The sequence below is a fragment of the Rhodococcus sp. NPDC127527 genome (assembly GCF_042672245.1).
Taxonomy (GTDB): Bacteria; Actinomycetota; Actinomycetes; order Mycobacteriales; family Mycobacteriaceae; genus Rhodococcus_G.
The window spans coordinates 441,149-464,028 of record NZ_JBHXVP010000001.1; the positions used below are offsets into that span (position 1 = coordinate 441,149).

A 22,880-nucleotide genomic window follows, 5' to 3' on the forward strand; every position below is an offset into this window, starting at 1 on the left:
GCGCAGGCCCACTAGCCGTGACCGCGCTCACTGCGACGGGGCTACTTCTTCTCGGCAACTCGGTTGCCGCCGCCGCAGCCACCAGCTTCAACAACGCGTGTGTGGCGGGCAGCATCATCGGCCCGGTCTACAAACCGGTGCCGGCATCGGTCGTCGTGGACGCACCGGCCTCGGTCACACCAGGTCAGCAGTTCACGTATCGAATCCAGCCCGGCCAGGAGAGCTACCCCAACAGTGACTCCGGAGCCACCACGGTTCAGCTCTCGCGCCTGAAGTTCGACTTCGACATCCCGGCCAACGCGACCTTCGACAGTGCAAGCATCGTCGCGGGCACCGGGTCGGGCCTCGACGGCGTCGCCCCGAACGTGCTGCGCGTCAACACAGTCGGCACCGTCGATCCGGCCGGGACGATCCTGCGTCTGTCGGGCAACAACGAGGTGATCGCGAACAGCCCGACAACCTCGACCAACAGCGACGGCGGCATCGTGGTGCCGAAAACCCGCAACGGACCGAACAATTCGACGCTGTTCCAGCTCCCCGCCGTCGATGTCACCGTCACCGCCGGCCCCAGCGGAGTCATCGAACCCCACGTCCGGGTAGCGGGGGACGCCGCACTGACCAACAACGACGAGAACTACGCGACATCGCTGGCGAGTGCGACCTTCCTCGGAGCCAAGCAGTGGGCACCAACGCGGTGCTCACCGAAGGACGGAGCCACGATCCCGGCCCCGACCGCACCGCTGAACGCCGGTGGTGGCGCGCTGGCGACCATCGCGATCGGAACCGCAGAGAAGACCGACACGACCACCACTGTGACGGCGACTCCGACGACCGTCGACCCCGACCAGGACGTCACCGTGCACGCCGTCGTCTCCCCGGCACCGACGTCCGGGACGGTGCAGTTCATGGACAACGGTGTCGCCCTCGGCAGTCCGGTCCCCGTGACCGGCGGCGCGGTGTCGACCACCCACGCGTTCACCACGCCCGGTGCCCACAACATCACCGCGGTCTACAGCGGGGACGACCAGCACAACGGGTCAACCTCGTCGGCCACCACCATCACGGTCAACGGCGCCCCCGCCGGCGGCTCGAGCGGCTCCGCAAGTTCGAGTGGCTCCGCTGGTTCGAGCGGACTCGGTTCGCTCGCCAATCTCCTCGGAAGCTGATCGATCCGGCGCCCGGCCTCGAGCAGGCGCCGTGCCGAGCCATAGCTGCATGTCGGAGAAGGGAGGTTGTGTTCGCTTGTTCTCATCGACGGGAAGGAGATGGATGACCTGTAGATGGACTCTGTCGGCGTGGATGGTCGACGGTTCGACTAGCGCACCCCCAGTCGGATCGTTGTCACCCCCTCTGGACCATCCAGGCCCCAACTAGTTGAGATGCTGTCACCCGGAGCCCTCGCGATGGGTGGCAGCATCTCCTCTGTCCGATGGAGGTCTACCCGCGAGACGGAAGTCCTCGCCGGCTAGGTGTCCATCCGGCTGTTCTCGCCCGTCATTGGTGGAAGCCGCGGTGTGGGTCTCGGGCGAGGTCGGCCTCGAATGGTGTGAACCAGTTCGGAGGATCGAGGTGGAGCCCGTCGGCTGGGCCGTCTCCGTCGAAGAGGGTGAGCACGTCGAGGTCCTCGAAGAGGAAGTCGCGCGGGCTTTCCCAGTCCGAGTCGCTCGGGTGCTCGGGCATCGCGATCAGGTCGTCGACGTAGAGTCCGGTGCGGTGGAGGGTGCGGGCACGCCGCAGGATCAGGTGCAGGGCCATCTCCTCCCCGGTACACCTCGGGTGTGGTTGGCGGCCGGCGTCGATGTCGTCGGCGAGGTCGTCGAAAGCCCGAGCTGCCTGCCGGCGCCACCCGGTGTGCTGGTTCCACGTCTGCGGTGGGTAGGCGGCGAAGACGGACCACGTCGCGTCGACGGTGACCGGCGCATCGCCGTGCTCGGCGATGTCGCGGTATGCGTCCTGGGCGAGGGAGGTCGCGGCGTCGTGGGCGACCCACATCTGGCGCGGCGTCATCCGGAACAGGTCCGGATCGTCGCTGCTGGCGTGCCACGGTAGATCGGGCATGATCAGAACCTGCCTTCCGGTGACCTGCTGTGCGGTGTGCGGACGGGTTTCGGTGCGGCGACACCGCCACCGACGCAGAGAACTCGTTCCGTCACCCAACGCGGATGTCCACCCCGGCGCATGGTGACTACGGCGCACCGAACATGAGCAGGCCGTCCTTGGTGCACTCGGGGAAGTTGTACTCCCGCGGATGGCAGTCCCAGCCGCGAATGTTCGTGGCCTTCTCGGGCGCACCTGGTGTGGCCGCGAACTCCTCCATCACCGTGAAGGCCTCCGTGCAGCCCACTCGGCCTGCCTGGGTGCTGACCGCGACCAGGTTGAACGGTGTTGAACCGAGGGAGAACTGGCCACAGGTGGTGTCGCCGGGAACCGGCGGCGGTGTGGTGCCTGCCCCCGGGTAGTACGGGCCCACGCCCGGCTTGTCCGGCACGATCAGCACCTGACCCGGATGGATCACGGTGTCGACACTGGTGAATCCGTTGAGCCGCAGGATCTCCCCGAGGTCACCGCCGAATCGCAGCGCGACGTCCGAGAGTCCGTCCCCTGCCTGCACCGTGTACGTCTTGGTGCCCGGCCTACCTGGGTTCGGGTTGGGGGAGGGGTCCGGGCCGGGCATGCCGGACACGGTGAGCACCTGGCCCGGGTAGATGATCGAGTCCATGTTCAGGCCGTTGGCCTGCAGCAGTGCACCGAGGTGAATCCCGTGCCGGATCGCGATCGCCGACAGTGTGTCGCCAGGCTGCACGGTGTAGCTGGTTGCGTTCGATGCAGGCGTAGCGAACGGCATCGGTGTGCTGGCGTTCGGTGTCGTGGACTCCGGTGGGGAGACGTATTGTGGGGTGCTCGACGCCGCTGCCGGGGCCTGATCCGCGTCCGATGAACATCCCGACAGCGTCATCGTCACCGCAGCGAGCGCGGCACCGATGACGGCATTTCTTCTCTTCGATGGCAACATTCCAGGCTTTCTTCCGGGGTGGATGGTTCCCTCACCGACACAGTGGGATCCGCTGGTGGTCACGTGACCGGGCAGTTCCTGCAGAACGTGAGTGGCCCAGGAATGCCCTCCCCGCGTGTTTGTGTGCATGGGTGTGCGGCGCGCTCGAGTGCGGGATCTGCTGTTTGGGGAACTGTCGGTGTCGTCGCCCTCATGGAGCTGGGTTTGCCCTGTGCGAGTGTCGCTGTCACGGCATGCGCCGCTGGCGGTCGAACCATGATGCGTCTTTCTCGGCTACGCCAGGTCCGCGCTGGAGACCTACCGCCGCCCGAACAGGCCGCGGTAGGCGAGGGCGCCGAGGGCCCCGCCGATCAGCGGGAACACGATGAACGCCCACAGCTGGGCCGGTGCCCCGTTCTGGTACCAGGCGACCGCGAAGCTGCGAGCCGGGTTGACCGAGGTGTTGTCGACCGGAATCGACATGATGTGGATCGCGGCGAGGGCGAACCCGATCGCGACACCGGCGAGCGGCACGTTGGAGATCCGGTCGGTCGCTGCGAGGACCACGAACACCAGCAGCGCCGTCAGCAGGACCTCGATGACGATCGTCGCCCCGATCCCGTATCCGTTCTGCAGCACCTCCTCGCCCAACAGGGTCTTGGTGGCCGACGGGCTGTGTGCACCCCAGCCGTTGGCGCCGAAGCCGGACACCGACCGGTCGAACGATGGCAGGCTCCTCGCGACCACGAAGAGGGCGGCACCGGCGACCAGACCACCGATCACCTGCGCCGCGACGTACAGCAACGCCTTGGTCGCTTCGATGCGGCCGATCAGGAACTGCCCGAACGTCACCGCGGGATTGACGTGGCAACCGGATATTGGCCCAATCGAGTACACCAGGAACAACAGGGTCAGACCGAACGCGAGAGCGACCCCCAGGTTCCCGACCTTCGCGCCGGCAATCACGGCGGTGCCGACGGAGACGAACACGAGCACGAATGTGCCGACTGCCTCCGCGAGGTATCGCTTGAGGTCCGAGACGATCTCTTCTGTTTCAACGACTTCCTGTGTTGTGACAGCCATGGATCCCCCGCTCGGTGTGGGTGAAGCTCGCGAGCCCGGCCGGGCCGCGAGAGTGCGTGCGTCAACGACACGGGCAGTGTCTCTTCGCGGTCCCCGCCCGACGCGACCGCGAATGCCCGCTCTCCGTGAGTCCACCAGATCGATCGAGATCAGTGCGCTGACATTGGATGGCGAAACGGGCGGTTTGCGCACCGGGAATTGACGTTTCGTGCAACGCAGTGGTGATGGCCGCCGTATGGGGCATCCGGTGCGCGGTTTGTCCGAACACGGCCCACTCGGCCGATAGGTTGACGCCCATCACGGATCGGAAGTTCGTCCGAATCTGTGTGGTCACATCCGACTCTGGGGAGGATCATGTCTCGACGCATGAAATCGGCGGTGCTGTTGGCCGCGGTGGGTGTACTGGCGTCGCCCTTCTCCGCTGCCGCGGATACCGTCGACGGCGGGGGTGGTGGCTGGGGCGCCCTGACGCTCACCGGCGCCTCGCAGGCATACACGGGAACCTTGGCGCTCGGTGGCGGTTTCCCGGCGGCCACCATCAGCAGCGACTCCAAATCAGCGGCAGGCGTCCAGTCCGGCGCCAGCACCTACCTCAATTCCGCCACGCCGGTAGGCGCGAAGTACGGCTCCAGCCAGGGCAAGCAGTACCTCAACCTGCGCCCCAAGGAGAACAACGCCAACGCCCCGTCGACCACGACGTACACCTTCGACTCACCCACCCCCGCCGGCGGATGGACCTTCGTCCTCGGCGACATCGACGCCGACCGCGTGGCAATCAGCGCGACTGACGCCACCGGTGCGGCGGTGCCGGCGTCCGGGCTCGGCTTCCGATCCGCATTCAACTACTGCGGCGGCAGCCCGTCGCCGTGCCCGGCGAATCCCGACGTCCCGGTCTGGGACGGCGCGGGCGGGCTGATAGGGAACGCCGGCGCGCAGGACACCGACGGGGCCGCGGCCTGGTTCGAACCGACGGTGCCGCTGAAGACCCTGACCTTCACCTACCACTGGCGAAACGGTCTGCCGCTATATCAGACCTGGTTCGCCTCCCTCGCCCACGACATCTCGGGCACCGTCACCGGCTGCCCGTCCGCCGGCGGCACTGCTGCGGCCGGGGTCTCGGTCGAGCTCGTCGGCCCCGCCGGCCAACGCCTCGCGAAAACCGTGACCGGCGCGGACGGGACGTACTCGTTCACCGGGTTCACCGCCGCCCCCGGATACAAGGTCGAGGCCACAGCGCCCAGCGGCTGCGTGTTGGTCGGCGCGAGCAAGCCCGCCGACCTGTCCACCGGGGATGTCACCGGACTGGAATTCGTCTCGACGCACGAGACCGAAAGGCCGGAGCCCTGTGGCGCCGGCAGCGGAGGGAGCTCCGGCAGCGCGGGCAGTTCCGGCAGCGTGGGCGGCTCGACCGGCAGCTCGGACACCTGCGCCGCGGGCCCGGGATCCGCGTCAGGGTTCGGCTCCCTGGATCTCGGTAGTTCCGTCGGCAGCACCAGTGGGATGGGGTAGCCGCCCAGTGCCCGGTGTCGGCATGCCCCGAGTAGCATGCCGGCACCGCTCCCCGGATTCACCTGTGCGACCTGGACGTGGAGGAGTCGTCGGGATGCGCACTCATCGCGACATCATCAAAAAGTGCAGGGCAAGTTGACAGAACGAGCATCTCGGCCGCGCGTGCGGTCACGCTTGTCTAGATTCGTCAGTGCGCCGGAACTCCGGAATCGACAGCCACTCCTTGTAGTGGATGGGACACCCACGGTGTCCGCGATCCCGGGTCGGCGACCGCCGCCGGCACCGGATCAACTGAACACTGAACACTCGGCTGGCGCCGACGGGAAACTGTCGGCGCCAGCCGTTTCCTGCCCGCGGGCCCGCGCCGGGCGACCCTACGGAAGGCATCAGCGATGAGGCGATCGACGAGAGCCCTTCTGGGTCTGGTGGCGGCATCGGCGGCCGCGATGACCCTCGGGGCGGCCCCCGCGGCCGCGGCCGCGCCGCTACCCGGCCCGACACCGCTGGCGGACACCTGGTTCCAGGGCCCCTCCGACCTGTCTGGGTACGCGAACGGCGACGTAATCCGCAGCCGCCCGGTAGAGGTCCGGTTCCCCGCCAACACCCCGTGGCCGGTGGTCAAGACCACTCAGCTGCTCTACCGCACCTCCGACTCGTTCGGGGCACCGGTGACCACCACGACGACAGTGATGATCCCCGACCGCCCGTGGACCGGACCCGGTGCGCGCCCGCTGCTCTCGCAGCAGCAGGCGATGGACGCCCTCGGTCTGGAATGCAATCCCTCGGTGACCCTGCCCGCCGGCGGAACCCAGGACCTGGCCCTCATCTCGCCGATGCTCGCACTCGGCTATGCCGTCGTCACCTCCGACTACCAGGGCCCCGAGATGGCCTGGATCGCCGGCAGGCAGACCGCACACGGCGTCCTCGACGGCATCCGCGCCGCACAACGCTTCGAGCCACTCGGGCTCTCCCAGTCCCCGGTCGTCATGTACGGCTACTCCGGCGGAGGGCACGCCACCGCCTGGGCGGCCGAACAGAAGGCGTCCTACGCACCCGAACTGAACGTGATCGGCGCCGCCGAGGGTGGGGTCCCCGGAGATCTCGCCGGTCTCAGCGCCAGCCAGCCCGCCGTCGGGTTCACCGCATGGGGCACGCTGCTCGGTCTCTCACGGGAGTACCCGGACAAGGTCCGGCCGCAGGACTACCTCACGCCCGAGGGCATGGAGTTCGCGAAGACCCTCACCGACGGATGCCTGACGGACCTACTCGGAAAGACCAAGGGCGTCAGCCTCGCCCAGTACTCGAAGGTGGGGGAAATCCTCACCATTCCGAACGTCAGACGGGTAATCGAGGAGAACTCACTCGCGCGCACCGCAGCGACTCCGGACATGCCGTTGTACGTCTTCCACGACACCCAGGACACGCTGATCCCGGACTCGGGGATGACCGGCGTGGTCCGCGAGTACTGCCGGCGCGGTGTCGACGTGCAGTATGTCGCCGGGCCGGGACTCGACCACGTCGGCTACGGAATGGCGGGCATTCCGCCGGCCTACAAGTGGCTCGACGACCGCGTCGTGGGCCATCGCACCACGCCGAACTGCTAGGGAAACCGGCCGCTGCGCTCCGCAGGTGTGTGAATGACCTCGCCCCTGCTCGCGAACGCGATGAGATCGCCCGATCCGAATCGACGTACGGTGCTGAGGCCTCGTCGCCGTCGCAGACGATGCCTGCCTCCATCAGCCGGTTCGGCACTCGCTCAGGGAATTCCTCGTCCGAGCAGCGCGAACACCGCGCCGGAGATCATTCGCAGCCCAGTTTGGATCGTTGAGCGCAGCCTCGAATCCCCATGACAGCGGTCAGGACTGGCCTCACAGTACGTCGAGACCTTCATCCCCTGCGCACGGAAGTTGGCGGCGTGCGCACAGCGGATGTGCAGTTCACGCATTGTCCGCCCGCGACTTCTCCACAGTGGGTTCGGAGCCGCCTAGGCTCATGGCATTCGCCTCGGAGTGCGCGACCACGTGCGCGGGTAGACGATGGGAGGTGGTCACGCCCAGCGTTGTTGTCATCAGCAGGAAGGGGACAGATGACCTCTGGATTGCTTCACTTCCAACAGATTTGACAACTGTTCGCCTTTCTGCCGAAGGGGGCATCAATGGCTTCATCGATCGGAGAACGGATAAGGACTAGGGTCGATCGCTTCACACACGGCCGGGTGGGCGCGGAGTGGGGTGGGCGTCATCTCTTGCACAGCCGTCCATCTGCATCTGGCGACATGCTGTTGACCAGCAATGATTATCTTGCTCTCGCACGCGATTCGCGGATCACTGCAGCTATGACCGCTGCACTGGAAGGGCGGGGCGGTCCAGTGGCCTCGGGGGTGTTCGTGCATGGTGAGCATCCGCAGATCCGCTTCGAACAGAAGCTGGCTGATCACATGCTGGCACCTGCGGGCATCCTCTGCCAATCAGGTTGGGATGCGAATGCTGGTCTGCTGCAATCCATCGCCGATTCCGCCACGCCGGTCTACGTCGACAATATTGCGCATATGTCGCTGTGGGCGGGGGCCAAGAACGCCGGTGCGCCCGTCTATCCGTTCCGGCACAATTCGCCGGAACAGCTACGCGAGCGCATTGCTGAACATGGTCCGGGAATCATTGCAGTGGATTCCATATACAGCACGAACGGTAGTCGCTGTCCGCTCGAGAGTATGTGCGACATCGCCGATGAGACCGGCAGCGTCCTGGTGGTCGACGAGTCGCATTCACTGGGCACCGACGGACCGGATGGTGCGGGAATGGTGGTCGAGTTCGGTCTCGCCGATCGCGTTCATTTCCGGACTGCGAGCTTGTCCAAGGCCTTCGCTGGTCGCGCGGGATTCGTGACCGCACCCGACTCCGACTTCGCCGAGTACTTCAAGATGGAGTCGTACCCCGCGGTGTTCTCCTCCACCCTTCTCCCACACGATATTGCCGGGCTCACAGCGACTTTGGATGTCATCCGGAAAGATGGGTGGCGGCGCGAGCGACTAACCGAGGTATCCGCGAGGATTCGTCGTGAACTCACTGCGCTTGGCTTCGACCTGGAGGACTCGGCCAGCCAGATCGTGGCGGTCCAGACCGGCCCCGACCTTCACACCTTCGCAGTTCGCGACTTCCTCGAAGAGCGTGGAATCTTCGGGTCGGTGTTCTGCCCGCCCGCCACGTCTCGACACCGAACCCTCATCCGCTTCTCGTTGAATGCCGCCCTGACCGATTCCGATGTGGATCGAATCATCGAGGTGTGCACGGCGGTTCGCGACCGGTTCGGCGCCGAGGCGCCGAAACCTGGAGGCCGGGACGAATCTGCCCAATCGATCGCCAGCTGAGATGAGTGCATCTCGAGTTGAGCTGATCGCGACCTGGCTGGGCCCGCCCTTCACGGTTCGTGAGCACATCGCCATGCGATACGCACAGACCACGGTCGCCGCCGGAATGAGGTGGCCCCGCCAGTCACGGGGGCAACTGGTGGGGCCGGCTCCGGCCCTCGGGGGGTGGGTCGGTGCGGGTCGAAGGCTAGTTGGTCGGCGGCCGTTCGTGCAGGAAAAATGTGTCGCGCGAATGGCTGACACGACCAGCACCCGCCTGGGCTGGTCTCAGTCGACGTCGCCGTTCATGCTTCGGATCACCCGTCGCGTCAGTGAGCCGACGGCCCGGGCCTGGAGCTGAAGGATTGCATCGGCTGCGGACAGCATGATCACGACGGTGCCGCCGATCCACGGCGGGATTCTCATAGGTCTCCTGGGGTCGTGTCCCCGACACGGACTACGAGTGTATGCAGAGCGGCCGTCCGACCCGGGGGAGGGCCGGGCACCGACCTTCGTCGGAGCGCGTAGGTGCGGGCGCCACTTCGAACCGGAGTCAGACATGAAGAACACACGAATCCCACCAGCGAAGAAGCTGCTCTCACGTCATGCGATCAAAAGTGCCGTCGTCGTCGGCGCCATCGTGGCCTTGCCGATCGGTTTGGTCGCGGCACCCGCGACGGCGGAGCCGGTCAGACCCGCCGACTACGCGTGGCAGCAGGACTGCGACCACACCGGGCCACCGCAGTGGCAGCAGAACCGCAGCGGCTGGGAGTGGGGCAACTGCGACAACGCCAACGGTCACTGGGAATGGCGCGGTGACCGCGACCACGGGCAGTGGCAGTGGCACCGTGATCGGCCAGCGCCTCCACCCCCGCCGCCGATGTTCGGGAGTCTGTGAGAACTACTGCAGGCCAGCGAAGATGAACCAACTCGGGCTGGCCAAGAGTGATGGTGCGATGCCCAAACTCGGGCGTTAGGACAGCTGACACACGCATCGGCACTGTCGACCATCTCGCGTTCACCGCGCTTGAGGTGAGCTCAATCGATGTGATGGGAGCCGTCGACCGGGCCTCGTCACAGCCCCGCTCAGGGCGTGCACCTGCGATCCATTCGCCGGTTCGAGGGCGAGTGCGGGCTCGGGCTCAGAGCGACTTGTCGTCGAGCGAGTCCTGAACTGACTGCAAGAATTCTGCGGCCGTGGTCTCGAATACTGCCGCGATGGCAACAGCCTCCGGAATCTCCATGTCGCGTTCACCCCGCTCGAGACGGTCCACCTCCACGGCGCTGATACCTGTGCGCTGGGCGAGGTCCGCCTGCGTCATCTCTCGCTGCGCGCGACGCGAGCGCATCTGCCGGCCAATGGCCTCCCGGACCTCGTCTGCCTCTGATTGCTGTCGGTGTGTGTCCATGTTGTAGAGCTAACAGGACTTCGGAGCCGTGCATGTCGAGTGTCGTTCGCCTACGCCCCTACTCCAGCCACGGTGGACTAGCTGGGCTCACCCCCCGTCCGGCACGCGGGCGTACAGCATGGGCGCTGTTTGGGCGTTGGGGGAATACGGTCCTGGTATGGGGATTCGGGGCCGGCTGCGGGCGCGGGGGCGTGAGCGGCGGCGTGCGTGGTCGCAGCGGGTGCTCGGGGTCGTCGCGTTGATGATCGAGGCCGACGCAACCACCGATCTGATCTCCGCGGTGGTGGACGCCGATCCGGAGTTCGTCCGGATCGTCTACCGCTCCCGGTGGTGGCCCCGAGTTCTCGGCTACCGCGGCCACGTCCCCGCTCCCGGTCGCCGCGACAGCGCCCGCGACTACGCCGAACATTGCAGGCTCGCGGTGTGCGAGCCCCTCGGGGCGCGAGCCGATGTGCTGACCGTCGACGGCGGGATCGAGTGGTGGGGCGACGGATACCCGAGCCCCCACCTCTCACCCGAGCACGCCGGAAGCACCCGAACCCTGGACACGGCCACTCTCGATGACGACGAAGCCTGGGCCAGTTGGCGGAAACGTCGCCTGACCCCGGTCACCGACACCACCGCGGCGCACTGGCTGACCCAGTCCACCCAGGCCGCTCACGACGGATACCCGGCGCGTGCGGTGCTCCGTCACCCGGACGGGCCGGCCGGATACGGGATTGCCGACCTGCCCGCTGCCGGGCTCGACGCACTGTGCGCGGTCCTGGCCCGGCACACCACGACTGCGGACGAGTGCTGGCTGTGCGTGTGGGACGGCTACGCGTGGGTGCACGACACCCCCGGATCGTTCACCCCGTACCTGCGGGAAGGCGAAACCGCGCCGCCCCCACCCAAACCCGCGCTGCCCGCGATGATCCGGAACGGCCCGCGCGCCACCATCGACCAGTTCGACTACGTGCTCTTCTCGGGACCGGTCACTGCCGCGCCGCGCATGGGCTGGTACGGGACACCACAGTGGTTGTGGGTCGAGTGGCCGAACCTGATCTGGCCGACCGACCGGGCCTGGTTCGCCGAGTCCGGCATCGACGACGACTGGCTCGACCTCTCCGGCCCACGAGCACTGATCGACGAGCTCGACACGATCGAGGGCGTCGCAATCGAGCGCCTGCACTAAGGGGACAGGCCGAGCGCCACGATCGACTTCGGCGGAGTCCCAGCGATGTCGTCACCGCTCGTTAGGGTCGGAGCGGTAGCTGACCACGAGAGAGGCGACGAGACGGTGTGTGGACGGTATGCGAGCACCAGTAGCCGCCGGGACCTGGTCGCGGCGTTCGATGCCACCGAGACGGTCGGGGCGGAGCTGCCCCCGTCGTACAACGTCGCGCCGACGCAGCGGGTGAACGTGGTGCTCGAACGGCCGCCCCGCGGCGAGCCCGACGCCGACCCGGTCCGCCAGGTCAACAGCACGGTCAAGTGGGGCCTGGTGCCCTTGTGGGCGAAGGACCCGAAGATCGGATCGCGGATGATCAACGCCCGGTCGGAGACGATCACGGCGAAGCCGGCGTTCAAGGCGGCCGCGGCCCGCCGCCGGTGCATCCTGCCCGCCGACGGCTACTACGAGTGGCTCACGGGCGAAGACGGGAAGAAGATCCCGTACTTCCTGCACGCTTCCTGCACGCCGACGGGCCGATCGCGATGGCCGGCCTCTACGAGCTGTGGCCGAACCCCGAACTGCCCGAGGACGACCCGGGCCGCTGGTTGTGGACTGCCGCGGTGCTGACGCGGCCGGCCACCGACTCCGCCGGCCAGATCCACGACCGGTCCCCGGTGATCCTGCCGGACATGTTCGTCGGCCCGTGGCTCGATCCGACCTTGACCGATCGCGACGACGTCGACGCGCTGCTGAACTCGGTGCCCGAACCGCACCTTCAGCCGTACGAGGTCAGCACCGCGGTGAACTCGCCGCGCAACAACCGTCCCGACCTGCTGACGCCGGTGCACCGGTGACCTCGTGTGCGTCGACGGTCGGGTATCGACCATCCAGCGGCTGGTCGAGTCCCGGATAGGTTCGGGCTCCTGCTTATCGCCGGAATCCGCGGTGGTGGTCGCGGGCGCGGGGTAATTCGAACGGGGTGAACCAGTCGGCCGGGTCGAGGTTGACGGCGTCGTCGAGGGTCTTGTCCTCGAACAGGACCAGGACGTCGTGGTCTTGGAAGAGGTAGTCGAGGGGGCTGGCCCAGTCGGTGTCGTCGGGGTGGGCGGGTAGGTCGTGGAGTTGGTCGTCGAAGTGGCCGTCGCCGTGCAGTGCGGCGGCGCGTTCGAGGATCAGGTGCAGGGCCATCTCTTCACCGGTGCAGGTGGGGTGGGGCTGGTTACCGGTTTCGATGTCGGAGGCGAGGTCGTCGAATGCGCGGGCGGCGTGCCGGCGCCACTGCGCGCTCTGGTGCCAGGTGGCGGCGGGGTAGTCGGCGAACACGGCCCAGTAGGCGTCGGCGGTGACGGGAGTGTCTGTGTGGGTGACGATGTCGTCGTACGCGCTGTCCGCCAGGGTTCGTGCCACGATCGCCGTGATACGCATCTGTCGTGGTGTCATCGCGTACTCGTCATCGTCGCCGTCGGCACGGTCGTCGTCTGCGGGGAGGTCTGGGACCAGGCGCATACCTCACCGTAACGACCTGAGACGGGATCCACCTGCCGAAGAACCCCAGCGCTTGATGGCGCTCTGATCGGCAGGGATGTGCCCGGGGGACTTCATCCGGACGAGTCGGAGGTTGGCCGGCGCCGAGAACGGTGTGCGCGTACTGCCATGTCGGCGGCGGCGACCGCGAAGGCAGTAGCGCCGAGGAACGCAAACACTGACAGAGCGCCAACCCCGCGGCCGAGCCAGCCTGCGACTCCTAACAGGGCGGCGGACATGGCGAAGGAAACGATCGTGGGAGCCGGACGCGGATTAGGTATCTACTGAAGTTCGAGTTCAACACTGCGGAACTCGAAGATGTCAACGAGCCAGTCGAATACTGTCGGGCCCTCCGATGCGAGAGCGCGGTCCAGCTCGCCGCGGACCCTGGTCTTGTGGTCGGGATGGCAATGCTCGAGGCGGTCCTTGAGCTGCCGAACAGTCTCTGCATACCCGAGTGCTGACCGTGACTCATCGCTGTACCGCCAAACGAAGCAGAAATTCCTGTCGTCGGGTGTCCCATAGCCGTCGGTCAAGGCATCAGCGAATCCTCCGAGGCTCCGGCCGAAATATCCACCTGGCCCTCTTACCGCCTCTCCCACAACAGTATAGAAATCGTCCAGGGAATTGACACGGCGGCCGTCGATTACGTATACAACGTCTGATTCTGACATCTTATCTCCATTGGTGTGCCGCAATCGTAATCCGTTCGGAACGGCTCGACGAAAGGCGGAGGAGTAACTATGCACCCCTCCGCCTCGGTTGTAGCCGGCCGTCGACGGGCTAGCCCCAAATTACCCGGTTCATCATTTCACGAAAAGGTCGATAGCTCTCGCCGTGTCGCCCGCAGCAGCCGCGATGTAGGTTTTCGAGCGTGGAACACTCAGCACAGCTCTGATCGCTGCTTCACTTGTTGGCTTGGCAAACGGCACCAAGAGACAGTGCAGTCGTCACTACGAGTCGTGGGACTTGCGGGCTTCGGCCTCCCCCCCGCGGACACAAGAATCGAGAAGAGGACCCCGGCATTGCCGGGGTCCTCTTTCGTTCTCAGGCCACTGTCGCGAGAGGCGCGGACAGGTCATCACAGGCAAGGGGTGTGACTCGCGGCGATATGTCCGGTGTTCTCGCGTCGCTTCTGGGCGTTTTCGAGGGGATGACCGAACCCGGCGGCTCTTCCCAATCCGCCGGGTTCGGGTCCCGTATGACGATGGTTCGACGAGGCGGGTGGGCGGATGTCGCATTCAGTAGCTGGACATGCAGCTACTGAGCTGTTCGGCTGACAGTTCGGGAATTGAGCAGTTGATTCGGCGCCAGCCTGGGTCGCCTGCACCCTTGTCCTTCGAAGTATCGGTCAGAACCTCGACCTCACTCTTCCCCCCCACGTGTGACACTCTGCGCATAATGGCGGTATATTCTCTCGACTTTGTACCCCGGTAGCGACTCCTCGATCATTCGCGAGATCTCATCTCCTTCGTTGATCCAGGCATCAACGTCAAAGCCGTGTCTCCACGTGTGTCGATGCTCGTGCGGAGCATCCGCGAAGTTGCTTCGCCAGGCCTCGATCCATGCCCGCAGTGCTTCGCGGATCTCGTTGCTGAAGCCGAAATTGTCAGGCCCCAACTGTTCTATGGTTCTAGGATCGCGAAATGGAAAAGGGGGGTGGCTTGACCACAGGCCCCACGGCGACCCGTAATCCGGATTAAGTGAGATAATCCGCGGACCGTTGCTCAACTCATTAGATTCTTCCGACATCCGCCCCAGTCCCGTCCGCCAGTTCCCGATGTATATGCAGTGTAGACAGATCTAGTCTTGTCGCCATGGACAGCTACGTTGTCGTCCCTCACAACAGCGTAGCTGCGAACGTTGGTGTAGGTATTATATCGAGTGCGCCCGTACATGTTATTTTGGTTAGGTGAAAAACCTCTTTCGGTGGACGAAAGCGTGTACGAAAGGCATGTCTGGAAGTCGTACCAGTCTGTTTCAGTAAGATATCCGGGGAAATGCCCCTCATAGACACTGTTTGTGACTCGCGCTGACAGATGGCGGTGTTCTCGCATCCTCAGGTGGCGGTGAACGATGTCGGCCGCCCGTGTTCAGGACGCATCCGGTCGAGAAGCGAACTATGATGCACAGAAGGCCTCTCCGTTAGAAACGTGAGGCCCTCCTGTGCTGGCGATAGTGAGCGATCTACTCCCAGGTTCATGAGGCTTGTACGAACACAAGCTCCCTTTCCTTACCAGGAAAGGGAGCTTGTGTTCGTACAAACCGAGCGATCCGAGAATCTTCTGATATTCAAGCGCTCGCTGGTACTCGTTCTCAGACGGGCGGGAGGGTTGGCTCAGCTCCAGCTGAGATAGAAGACACTCCTTCTATGCTTGATGCCGCCGCGATGAGGAAGTTGGTGATGGCCTCGCCAATAGCATTCATTTCGATTCACCTCCTATCTAGTTAGAGTCCGGCAGCATTCGCTGCCGTCCACAGGTTAATGGTCCTGCTGTCGAAATTAGGACCTCCAATGTATGAGTTATCTGATGGCACGAACGAGGTAACTGACCTGATCCACCCGCGGCCATTCGAGGGGTCGTAGTCCTCCAACCAAGGCCCGCCGGAAGCGCCTGGACCAAAGTTGCATCCATCAATCCGGGGGAAATCGTAGTATCCAGTCGTGTTTGCAACCATGAATGAAGTGGTTGTTCCCCAGCAGGAGAACAGGTTCAGCCCGAGGAGCTGACTTAATGGGTACCCGAAGATGTTGGTCGGGAAGGAAGTCGATCCGGACCAACGCAGACCATGCGCGCCTACTCGATCAACAACCGACTTGCCGTTTGACTGGTTGTTGGTTACGACAAAAGCTTGATCTTCATCGTAGCCAGCCCACGACACCCCATTCTGGCCCCAGCCGGGAAGCGCAAAGAACTCCTTGGCCTGGAAAGATCCGTAGGGGTGCACGCCAAACTGGTACATCGGGACGAATCGCCAGTTTTCGTGCCAAGTTCCTCCGGGACCTCCGTGGACGCAGTGCGCGGCGGTAGCGACCAGATTTCGTGAAGGGCTGTTTACTGCCGAGCCTGAACACGAATAGTCTTTTCCATCAGATGCTTTCCGGTAGAAAATCTTACCGTTTGCAGGAGAATAGGTGGTTGTCGGTGTGACCGCGGCAGTTGTCAGCCCGGAGGTGACACCGCTTTCTGTTTGGTTAGCTGCCTTACCAGCAGCGCCTTGGGCCGGCTCCGTCGTGTCCGGCAATGGGTCCGTCGGGCCCACGGGGTCCGATAAGGACACCTCGGGTGCCTCGCCATTTGGCTGATTCGCCTCCAACGGTTTAGGAGTTGACTCCCGCGGGATTGCTATTGCATCACCCGGGGCCTCCATTTCCATCGGGATTGCGTTTTCCATACGCTCGGGCGTCCAGTATTCGTCCAACGCCATCTCTGCGTACTCTGCGTTGTGCTGCTTACTAGCAGGGACGCCTCTGGCGGACATCTTTGTAGCTACATCCGCAGGGATGTAGATCTGCGCCGCACCACTGGAGACAACACCCTTCGAGACGTTGTCCTGCGGCAGGCCCATGTCGGGAGCTGCGTTAGAAACCGCAACTCCGAACGTCACAACCAGGGAAGACGCCGCGAGGCCTGAGGCCACTAAGGTTCTGAGCTTTGGCATCCTTCCTACTCGCTTGAACCGTGAACTGTCGTTCAAACTGCACCTACTTCCTTGAGGACTTCAGTGATGTGCCTGGAGCGGGTTGGTGATGCTGAAACCTACGGTCGGCGAGAACTGGACATAGGCGACAAAGGTCACATTTAGGTAACGAAGTTACTGGACGGTATGCGAGTGCAGGCTGGGTGCTCGGTGGCGACAGCGGGGCGCTGCGGGCATGTCGCTTTCAGTTGTGCACGCAAACCAGTGATGGACGGTGTCCTGTTTGACGAACCTCCAACAGGACACCAGATGGAGGGGCCGGACTCGATTGCGGCCAGCGCGATCACGCCCTCCGGGTGTCCTGTTTAACCATCCTGCATGTTGATCCGGTATGGGTTGCCTTTGCCGGACTACTGTTCTCTCGTGGACGGAATGCTGATCGGGTACGCCCGATGCTCAACTCAGGGGCAGGATCTGCGAGCGCAGCGCACAGCCCTCAAACGTCTCGGCGTCGAGCCGGACCGGATCTACACGGACAAGGGATTCACCGGCCGCAACCGCGACCGGCCCGGTCTCCGGGAAGCGTTGGCGGCGTGCCGCGCCGGCGACACCCTGATCGTGGCGAAATTGGATCGGCTCGGGCGCTCCGCCGTCGACCTACGGTCGATCGCCGACGAGCTCGAAGGGAAGGGCACCCGGCTGAGCGTCGGCGGTTCGATCCACGACCCGGCCGACCCGACGGGGAAGCTGTTCTTCGGGATGCTGTCGTTGATGGCGGAGTTCGAGTCGGACCTCATCCGGGCCCGGACCCGTGAGGGTATGGCCGAGGCGAAGAAGGCCGGCCGTCTCAAGGGCAAGCAACCCAAGCTGTCCACTCTCCAACGCAAACGTCTGCTTGCGGACTACGACTCGGGCGACTACTCCGCTGGCCAACTCTGCGAGATCAGCGGCCTGTCCCGCTCGGCGATGTACGCGACACTGCAACGGGCCCGCGACGAATCCTGATCGCGGCAGCGACATCGCAGGACGCGCGCCAGGGCGCAAGAATGTGACCAACGCGGTCGCAGCCAGCGAGCGTGGAAGCGAGGTGACTCGTGATCGACAGCGGGTTGGCCGCCGCGACCAGTTCGACCGTGGAGACCACGGCTTGCTGTTCATCGGGATGCCTGGAATCGAGAAGACCTTCTCCCGCTATCCGCAGCTCTACAGTCGCGTCGGTTTCGCCCACCACTACCGGCCGTTGTCTGGGGAGGAACTTGCCTTCGTCCTGGCCCGGCACTGGCACAAGATCGGGCTCGAGCTCAACTCCGACGACTTCACCGACGCCTGCCGCGGCGTGGGCTCGTGCACGGGCATGTCCCGGTGGGGGTCGGGGACTTCGAGGGCGTCCTGCATGACTCCTTCTCTACGGCTGTTCATGCTGGCCCGGGTCTAGAAGTAGGGCAGCTTCGACGAGTGCCTGTTCCGCGATATCGCGTTCGGCCCGCGAGGCGTGGTTTCGGTTGTAGGCGTTCACCGCCTGCCGATAGGGGTCTGCCGCGACCAGGATCAGGTCACTTCGCGTCGACGGAGGTAGTGCCGGCATGTCGTTCAAGTCCGCGATGCTCACGGCTTTCCTCTGATCGCCGTCGTGTCGGCGGGGACCCCGAGCTCGGCGAGCACCTCGCGGGTGTGCGCGCCGATCAGCGGCGCCGGTCGCGGCGCTCCGGCGGGGGTTCCCAGGAGGCGAGGGGTGGGGGCGGACTGCACGATTCCGTCCGCGGTGCTGAACGTGCCGCGGGCGTCGTTGTGGGGATGTGCGGCGGCCTCCGTCAGACTCAGAACCGGTGACACGCAGGCTCCCTGGCCGTCGAATGCGGCTACCCAGTCGTCGCGGGTGCGCGTGACGAAGATGGCTTCCAGTCGATCGGACATCGCCGGCCACGCCTCCCGATCCATCTGGGCGGCGAAGAGCGGGTCCTCGGTCAGGCCCAGCACGCGCAGGGTGGCTGCATAGAACTGAGGCTCCGCGCAGCCGACCGCGACGAACCCGCCGTCCGCGCAGCGATAGGTGCGGTAGAACGGCGCCGCGCCGTCGAACGGGTTCACCCCGCGCCGGTCGGACCAGTTGCCGTTGGCCATCAGGCCGTGGACCATCGCGAGTTGCGCCGCGGTGCCGTCGATCATCGCGGCGTCGACCACCTGACCGAGCCCCGTGCGCTGCGCGTGCATCAGCGCGGTGGAGAAGCCCAGAGCTAGGAGCATGCCGCCTCCGCCCATGTCTGCGACCAGGTTCAGCGGCACCGGCGGCACCTCGCCGGGGATTCCCATCGCGCCGAGCGCGCCGGTCAGGGCGATGTAGTTGATGTCGTGGCCGGGTTCGTGCGCGAGCGGCCCGTCCTGGCCCCACCCGGTGATCCGGCCGTAGACCAGGCGCGCATTGCGGGCCAGGCAGGTGTCGGGTCCGAGGCCGAGCCGTTCGGCAACGCCCGGCCGGAAGCCCTCGATCAGGGCGTCCGCGGTGTCGATGAGCGCCAGCGCGGTCTCGACGTCGGCCGGGTCCTTCAGGTCGAGGGTCAGCGAGCGCCGATTGCGGTGCAGCACCGGATGCACCGAGGGCCGGCCTTCGAGTGCTCGCCGGTCGATCCGGATCACGTCCGCGCCCTGGTCGGCGAGGAGCATGCCGCAGAACGGTCCTGGCCCGATTCCGCCGAGTTCGACGATGCGGATGCCGGCGAGAGCCCCGGTGGGGGTGGTGGGCATGGTGCCTCCGAGGTGTGGGTCAGCGCCACGGGTGACCGAGCGGCGGCGCAGGTCAGGCTGGCCAATCGAAGATGTCACATCTCTTGATCGCTGTGCGACGAAATAGCCGTCGACGTTGAAATCTCCCGGCCAGCGGGAGGATTCGTAGTTCCGGTGCTCCTCGCACGCCCGGCCGGCATGCTGTGGCGGACCGCGCGCACCCTGCCGATCGATTCGCCGTCCGCGAGGATGCCCAGGATCGACGTTCCCCGGGCCGGCCGGGTCACCGCCAAGCGCGCACGAAGCCCCGCTGATCAGCAACTGGCGGCCTGGAACGCGGGGGCTTCTGGTCTCAGTCGTCGACGCTGTCCCTGCTGCCGATCACGCGTCGTGCGAGTGAGCACGCGGTGCGGGCCTGGAGCTGGAGCATCGCATCGGCTGCGGACAGCAGGGTCACGACGGTGCAGGGTGATCGACCACCACATACGTCGATCACAACACACCCTTCCGCCGACACGAAAGGCCCCGACCCGGCGACAGCCGGGTCAGAGCCTTGTCGCGTACCGGGGTGTCAGGGCGTGTTCAGGTAGTCCTGGATCGCCTGCTGCACCTGGGGGTTGCCGTTGCCCATGCCGATGAGTCCGCCGATCACGGCACCCGTCGGGCTGCCGATCATGCAGCCGGCCAGGCTGCCCGGGAACATCGACACGCAGCCGATCCCCAGACCCACCACCGCGCCGATGGCCGTGCCGGCCGCGCCGCCGTTGGCCCACCCCAGGTTGAGTGCGTTGAGCATCTTCTCGAGGGCCGCCTGCTTGGCGGGCGAGTCGACCTGATGCACTCCGGGAATCGCCAGCGAGGGCGGACCGTCGGCCGGAGTGGCCGCGTTGGCCTGGGCTGTCCCGGCGCCGGCGATCACGGCCGCGGCGATCAGCGCTGATGCCGATCCTCTGGTTATCAGGTTCATGGCGGTCCTCACCTTGCAGAAGAAGGAAGAGTTCCGGACCGACTGTAATCGCCCGCCGCCGCCACGGCGAGGGAACGGCGCCAATTGTCCCGCGTGTCCCCCCGGTACCGATCGCGGACCGATCGGTACCGGGGCGTGCCGGATTCAGACGGTCCCGCGCACGCGGCAGCTCCCGCGTTCGAGCCCGACCCGCTCCATCGCCAGGCTGGCGGGACACCATCCGACCACGGCGTAGAAGACAAGGTTGGCGCCGACGAACCCGGTGAGCAGCAGCCACCACGGCGAGAAGGCAAGTGTCAGTATCAGACTCAGCAGCACCATCACGCCTGCCATGAGCGGCACCACGCGTTCGACGGTCCAGCCCTGGTGGCGGGGAAGGGTTTTCATGCCAGACTCCTTGGTCGATCGTGAGAGGTGAACCGGCGTCAGCCGTGCGAGAAGCTGATCTTCGGCAGCGCCCGGCGCAGCCAGGCAGGCGACCACCAGGCGGCATGCCCGGTCAGGCGCAACAGCACCGGCAGCAGCACCAGCCGGATCAGTACCGCGTCCAGCAGCACCGCGACGCCGAGGATGATGCCCATCTCCTTGGGTGGCAACGGATCTGAGAGCGCGAAGGTGAAGAACACCGCCACCATCACCGCGGCCGCCGCGAGGATGACCCGGCCGGAGTGTGCGAGCCCCATGACGTGTGCGACCTTCGGGTCGCCCGACTTCTCGTAGTGTTCCTTCGCGGTCGAGAGCAGGAACACCGTGTAGTCCATCGCGATCGCGAAGATCATCGCGAAGAAGAACACCGGACCCCAGCCGTCCAGGAAGCCCTGCGGGGTGAAGCCGAGCAGCCCCGCGCCGTGTCCGTCCTGGAAGATCAGCTTGGCCACGCCGAAGGCGGCCGCCGTCGAGAGCAGGCTGACCACCGTCCCCAGGATCGCGATCAGCGGCGCCTGCAGCGCGACCAGCAGCAGCACGAACCCGAGGGTCAGGACGACGCCGACGATGACCGGCAGGTAGTCGTCGAGGGCCTGCTGCAGGTCGAGATTCTCCGCGGGTGCGCCGCCGACCAGCGCCTGCGACGGCAGGTCGGCACGCAGCCGGTCGAGGATCGACCCCATCGCCTGGTCCGACGGGTCGACGTTCGGGATCGCCTGCAGCATCACGTAATCCGAACCGTCCATCGACGGCATCGGCGGGGTGACCATGGCGATGCCCTCGCTCGCCTTCGCCGCGGCGGCGGTCGCCTCGGCCTCGTTCGTGGGGACGACGATCTGGAGCATGCCGGGCGCGCCCTCGCCCAGCTGTGCCTGGACCAGTTCGTAGCCCTGCCGGACCGGGGCGTCGGTCGGCACGACCTGGATCGACGGCATCGCGACCTTCAGCCCGAGCGCCGGGAGGGACAGCCCGACCAGCACCACGACGGCGCCGATCGCGAACGGCCATGGGTGCTTGTGCAGCAGGTTCCCCCACGCCGTGAAGCGCGGGGACCGGTGCTGCTGCCGCTTGGCGTACGGGAGCGAGCCCGCGTTGACCTTCGGTCCGAGCTTGCCGAGCACCGCGGGGAGCAGGGTGAGGGTGGCGGCGAGGACGAACGCGACCGCGAGCATGATGCCGACGGCCATGGTCCGGACCGCGGGCGCCGGGACCAGCAGCACGGCCGACAGGCTCACCAGCACCGTCAGGCCCGACAGCACGACCGCCTTGCCCGCGGTGTCCATGGTCTCGGCGACCGCGGCGCGGGCGTCGCCGGTCTTGCTCAGCGCGTCGCGGAACCGAGCGACGACGAACAGGGCGTAGTCGATGCCGAGTGCGAGCGCGAACATCATCGCAAAGTTCATGGCCCACACCGAGATCGGCGTGACGGTGTTGAGCAGCACCAGCCCGCCCGCCGAGGCGACCAGGCCGGCGAGGGTGAGCAGCAGTGGCAGTCCGGCGGCGACGAGCGAGCCGAACGCCAGCACCATGATGGCCATGGTCACCGGCCAGGAGAACATCTCGGCCTTGATCATCGCGTCGTGGTTGGCCTTGTTGAAGTCGCTCCACAGCGCCGACGCGCCGGTGGGGTAGACCTCGACGCCGTCCCCGGAGAGCGCGGTGAGCTCGCCCTTGAGGTCGTCGACGGCCTTGACCATCTCGTCGGTGCCCGCGTTTGCGCCGGCGATCAGGATGCCGGTGTGGCCGTCCGGGCTGATCGACATTCCGGGCTGGGGTGCGATCACCTCGCCGAAGCGCGGATCGGCCCGGAAGACTGCCGTTGCCTCGCCGAGGACCTGCTGGACGGCGGGATCGGAGACCGGCTTGGTGTCCGAGTGCACGACCACCTGCACCGCGGCCGAGGAGTTCCCACCGAAGTGTTCCTGCGCCAGCTCCCGGACCTGCACCGACTCCGAGCCGTTGGCCTGCCAGCCGGCGCCGGCCAGTGAACTGAACACGCTAGGTGCGGCGGCCCCGAGCGCCACCAGGGCGATCAGCCAGACGCCGAAGACCCAGCGCGCACGGCCGGCCATCGTGGCGCCCAATCTGCCCAGGATCCCACCGAACTC

The 22,880-nt window shown here is 66.0% G+C and carries 20 protein-coding genes and 1 pseudogene; 9 read left to right on the forward strand and 12 right to left on the reverse strand.

Going from position 1 to position 22,880, the window contains the following annotated elements:
- Positions 1-17 precede the first annotated feature (17 nt).
- Positions 18-1,166 carry an Ig-like domain-containing protein gene (locus ACFVH2_RS02020; RefSeq protein WP_378421051.1) on the forward strand — a complete coding sequence of 383 codons (1,149 nt, stop codon included), beginning with the start codon at positions 18-20 and terminating at the stop codon, positions 1,164-1,166.
- A 328-nt stretch (positions 1,167-1,494) separates the two neighbouring features.
- Here the strand turns inward: ACFVH2_RS02020 and ACFVH2_RS02025 are convergent, their stop codons facing one another.
- From ACFVH2_RS02025 to ACFVH2_RS02035, 3 genes are all read right to left on the reverse strand, one after another.
- Positions 1,495-2,058 (reverse strand): hypothetical protein, encoded by a 564-nt coding sequence (locus ACFVH2_RS02025; RefSeq protein ID WP_378421053.1) that lies wholly within the window; start codon positions 2,056-2,058, stop codon positions 1,495-1,497.
- Between the two features lie 127 nt (positions 2,059-2,185).
- Positions 2,186-3,013, reverse strand: a complete 828-nt coding sequence (locus tag ACFVH2_RS02030; protein ID WP_378421055.1) for a LysM peptidoglycan-binding domain-containing protein — start codon at positions 3,011-3,013, stop codon at positions 2,186-2,188.
- A 297-nt stretch (positions 3,014-3,310) separates the two neighbouring features.
- Entirely contained in the window at positions 3,311-4,075 is a 765-nt protein-coding gene (locus ACFVH2_RS02035) for an aquaporin (RefSeq protein WP_378421057.1), read from the reverse strand.
- Positions 4,076-4,429: 354 nt separating this feature from the next.
- Here ACFVH2_RS02035 and ACFVH2_RS02040 point away from each other — a divergent pair, with 354 nt between their 5' ends.
- The 3 genes from ACFVH2_RS02040 (at position 4,430) to cqsA (ending at position 8,951) form a co-directional block, all read left to right on the forward strand.
- Entirely contained in the window at positions 4,430-5,584 is a 1,155-nt protein-coding gene (locus ACFVH2_RS02040; RefSeq protein ID WP_378421059.1) for a carboxypeptidase-like regulatory domain-containing protein, read from the forward strand.
- 392 nt (positions 5,585-5,976) lie between these two features.
- Positions 5,977-7,188, forward strand: a complete 1,212-nt coding sequence (locus ACFVH2_RS02045; protein ID WP_378421061.1) for a lipase family protein — start codon at positions 5,977-5,979, stop codon at positions 7,186-7,188.
- 551 nt (positions 7,189-7,739) lie between these two features.
- Positions 7,740-8,951, forward strand: coding sequence for an alpha-hydroxyketone-type quorum-sensing autoinducer synthase (gene cqsA / locus ACFVH2_RS02050; RefSeq protein ID WP_378421063.1), 1,212 nt, complete (start codon positions 7,740-7,742; stop codon positions 8,949-8,951).
- 267 nt (positions 8,952-9,218) lie between these two features.
- Here cqsA and ACFVH2_RS02055 read toward each other — a convergent pair whose 3' ends face one another.
- Positions 9,219-9,356: a hypothetical protein gene (locus ACFVH2_RS02055; protein WP_378421065.1), complete on the reverse strand. Its 138-nt coding sequence runs from the start codon at positions 9,354-9,356 to the stop codon at positions 9,219-9,221.
- A 133-nt stretch (positions 9,357-9,489) separates the two neighbouring features.
- Between ACFVH2_RS02055 and ACFVH2_RS02060 the strand changes: the two genes are divergently transcribed.
- The gene (locus tag ACFVH2_RS02060) at positions 9,490-9,828 is read left to right on the forward strand and encodes a hypothetical protein (RefSeq protein WP_378421067.1); all 339 of its coding nucleotides are present in this window, start codon (positions 9,490-9,492) and stop codon (positions 9,826-9,828) included.
- Between the two features lie 244 nt (positions 9,829-10,072).
- Here ACFVH2_RS02060 and ACFVH2_RS02065 read toward each other — a convergent pair whose 3' ends face one another.
- The gene (locus tag ACFVH2_RS02065; protein ID WP_378421069.1) at positions 10,073-10,339 is read right to left on the reverse strand and encodes a helix-turn-helix domain-containing protein; all 267 of its coding nucleotides are present in this window, start codon (positions 10,337-10,339) and stop codon (positions 10,073-10,075) included.
- Positions 10,340-10,496: 157 nt separating this feature from the next.
- On the opposite strand from ACFVH2_RS02065, the gene ACFVH2_RS02070 reads away from it, so the two are divergent.
- Complete coding sequence (locus ACFVH2_RS02070; protein WP_378421071.1) at positions 10,497-11,513, forward strand: hypothetical protein; 1,017 nt, start codon at positions 10,497-10,499, stop codon at positions 11,511-11,513.
- A gap of 105 nt (positions 11,514-11,618) precedes the next feature.
- Positions 11,619-12,346, forward strand: a pseudogene (locus tag ACFVH2_RS02075) (SOS response-associated peptidase).
- Between the two features lie 73 nt (positions 12,347-12,419).
- Here ACFVH2_RS02075 and ACFVH2_RS02080 read toward each other — a convergent pair.
- From ACFVH2_RS02080 to ACFVH2_RS02090, 3 genes are all read right to left on the reverse strand, one after another.
- Positions 12,420-12,998, reverse strand: coding sequence for a hypothetical protein (locus ACFVH2_RS02080; protein ID WP_378421074.1), 579 nt, complete (start codon positions 12,996-12,998; stop codon positions 12,420-12,422).
- 299 nt (positions 12,999-13,297) lie between these two features.
- The gene (locus tag ACFVH2_RS02085; protein WP_378421076.1) at positions 13,298-13,690 is read right to left on the reverse strand and encodes a barstar family protein; all 393 of its coding nucleotides are present in this window, start codon (positions 13,688-13,690) and stop codon (positions 13,298-13,300) included.
- Between the two features lie 1,774 nt (positions 13,691-15,464).
- Complete coding sequence (locus ACFVH2_RS02090) at positions 15,465-16,679, reverse strand: trypsin-like serine peptidase (protein ID WP_378421078.1); 1,215 nt, start codon at positions 16,677-16,679, stop codon at positions 15,465-15,467.
- A 402-nt stretch (positions 16,680-17,081) separates the two neighbouring features.
- Here ACFVH2_RS02090 and ACFVH2_RS02095 point away from each other — a divergent pair, with 402 nt between their 5' ends.
- Positions 17,082-17,663 carry a recombinase family protein gene (locus ACFVH2_RS02095; protein ID WP_378421080.1) on the forward strand — a complete coding sequence of 194 codons (582 nt, stop codon included), beginning with the start codon at positions 17,082-17,084 and terminating at the stop codon, positions 17,661-17,663.
- A gap of 82 nt (positions 17,664-17,745) precedes the next feature.
- On the forward strand, positions 17,746-18,093 hold the full coding sequence (locus ACFVH2_RS02100) for a hypothetical protein (protein ID WP_378475684.1): 348 nt from the start codon (positions 17,746-17,748) through the stop codon (positions 18,091-18,093).
- A 170-nt stretch (positions 18,094-18,263) separates the two neighbouring features.
- Here the strand turns inward: ACFVH2_RS02100 and ACFVH2_RS02105 are convergent, their stop codons facing one another.
- The 4 genes from ACFVH2_RS02105 to ACFVH2_RS02120 form a co-directional block, all read right to left on the reverse strand.
- Complete coding sequence (locus ACFVH2_RS02105) at positions 18,264-19,400, reverse strand: CaiB/BaiF CoA transferase family protein (RefSeq protein WP_378475685.1); 1,137 nt, start codon at positions 19,398-19,400, stop codon at positions 18,264-18,266.
- A 550-nt stretch (positions 19,401-19,950) separates the two neighbouring features.
- Complete coding sequence (locus tag ACFVH2_RS02110; RefSeq protein ID WP_378421086.1) at positions 19,951-20,346, reverse strand: hypothetical protein; 396 nt, start codon at positions 20,344-20,346, stop codon at positions 19,951-19,953.
- 144 nt (positions 20,347-20,490) lie between these two features.
- Positions 20,491-20,733 carry a DUF2892 domain-containing protein gene (locus ACFVH2_RS02115; protein WP_378421088.1) on the reverse strand — a complete coding sequence of 81 codons (243 nt, stop codon included), beginning with the start codon at positions 20,731-20,733 and terminating at the stop codon, positions 20,491-20,493.
- A 38-nt stretch (positions 20,734-20,771) separates the two neighbouring features.
- Positions 20,772-22,844 carry an MMPL family transporter gene (locus ACFVH2_RS02120; protein ID WP_378421393.1) on the reverse strand — a complete coding sequence of 691 codons (2,073 nt, stop codon included), beginning with the start codon at positions 22,842-22,844 and terminating at the stop codon, positions 20,772-20,774.
- Positions 22,845-22,880: the final 36 nt, after the last annotated feature.

Excerpts from the sequence above, each read along its gene's own strand:
- ACFVH2_RS02025 (WP_378421053.1), bottom strand. The coding sequence starts at position 2,058 with ATGCCCGATCTACCGTGGCACGCCAGCAGCGACGATCCGGACCTGTTC.
- ACFVH2_RS02030 (WP_378421055.1), bottom strand. The coding sequence starts at position 3,013 with ATGTTGCCATCGAAGAGAAGAAATGCCGTCATCGGTGCCGCGCTCGCT.
- ACFVH2_RS02035 (WP_378421057.1), bottom strand. The coding sequence starts at position 4,075 with ATGGCTGTCACAACACAGGAAGTCGTTGAAACAGAAGAGATCGTCTCG.
- ACFVH2_RS02040 (WP_378421059.1), top strand. The coding sequence starts at position 4,430 with ATGTCTCGACGCATGAAATCGGCGGTGCTGTTGGCCGCGGTGGGTGTA.
- ACFVH2_RS02045 (WP_378421061.1), top strand. The coding sequence starts at position 5,977 with ATGAGGCGATCGACGAGAGCCCTTCTGGGTCTGGTGGCGGCATCGGCG.
- cqsA (WP_378421063.1), top strand. The coding sequence starts at position 7,740 with ATGGCTTCATCGATCGGAGAACGGATAAGGACTAGGGTCGATCGCTTC.
- ACFVH2_RS02055 (WP_378421065.1), bottom strand. The coding sequence starts at position 9,356 with ATGAGAATCCCGCCGTGGATCGGCGGCACCGTCGTGATCATGCTGTCC.
- ACFVH2_RS02060 (WP_378421067.1), top strand. The coding sequence starts at position 9,490 with ATGAAGAACACACGAATCCCACCAGCGAAGAAGCTGCTCTCACGTCAT.
- ACFVH2_RS02065 (WP_378421069.1), bottom strand. The coding sequence starts at position 10,339 with ATGGACACACACCGACAGCAATCAGAGGCAGACGAGGTCCGGGAGGCC.
- ACFVH2_RS02070 (WP_378421071.1), top strand. The coding sequence starts at position 10,497 with ATGGGGATTCGGGGCCGGCTGCGGGCGCGGGGGCGTGAGCGGCGGCGT.
- ACFVH2_RS02080 (WP_378421074.1), bottom strand. The coding sequence starts at position 12,998 with ATGCGCCTGGTCCCAGACCTCCCCGCAGACGACGACCGTGCCGACGGC.
- ACFVH2_RS02085 (WP_378421076.1), bottom strand. The coding sequence starts at position 13,690 with ATGTCAGAATCAGACGTTGTATACGTAATCGACGGCCGCCGTGTCAAT.
- ACFVH2_RS02090 (WP_378421078.1), bottom strand. The coding sequence starts at position 16,679 with ATGCCAAAGCTCAGAACCTTAGTGGCCTCAGGCCTCGCGGCGTCTTCC.
- ACFVH2_RS02105 (WP_378475685.1), bottom strand. The coding sequence starts at position 19,400 with ATGCCCACCACCCCCACCGGGGCTCTCGCCGGCATCCGCATCGTCGAA.
- ACFVH2_RS02110 (WP_378421086.1), bottom strand. The coding sequence starts at position 20,346 with ATGAACCTGATAACCAGAGGATCGGCATCAGCGCTGATCGCCGCGGCC.
- ACFVH2_RS02115 (WP_378421088.1), bottom strand. The coding sequence starts at position 20,733 with ATGAAAACCCTTCCCCGCCACCAGGGCTGGACCGTCGAACGCGTGGTG.
- ACFVH2_RS02120 (WP_378421393.1), bottom strand. The coding sequence starts at position 22,844 with ATGGCCGGCCGTGCGCGCTGGGTCTTCGGCGTCTGGCTGATCGCCCTG.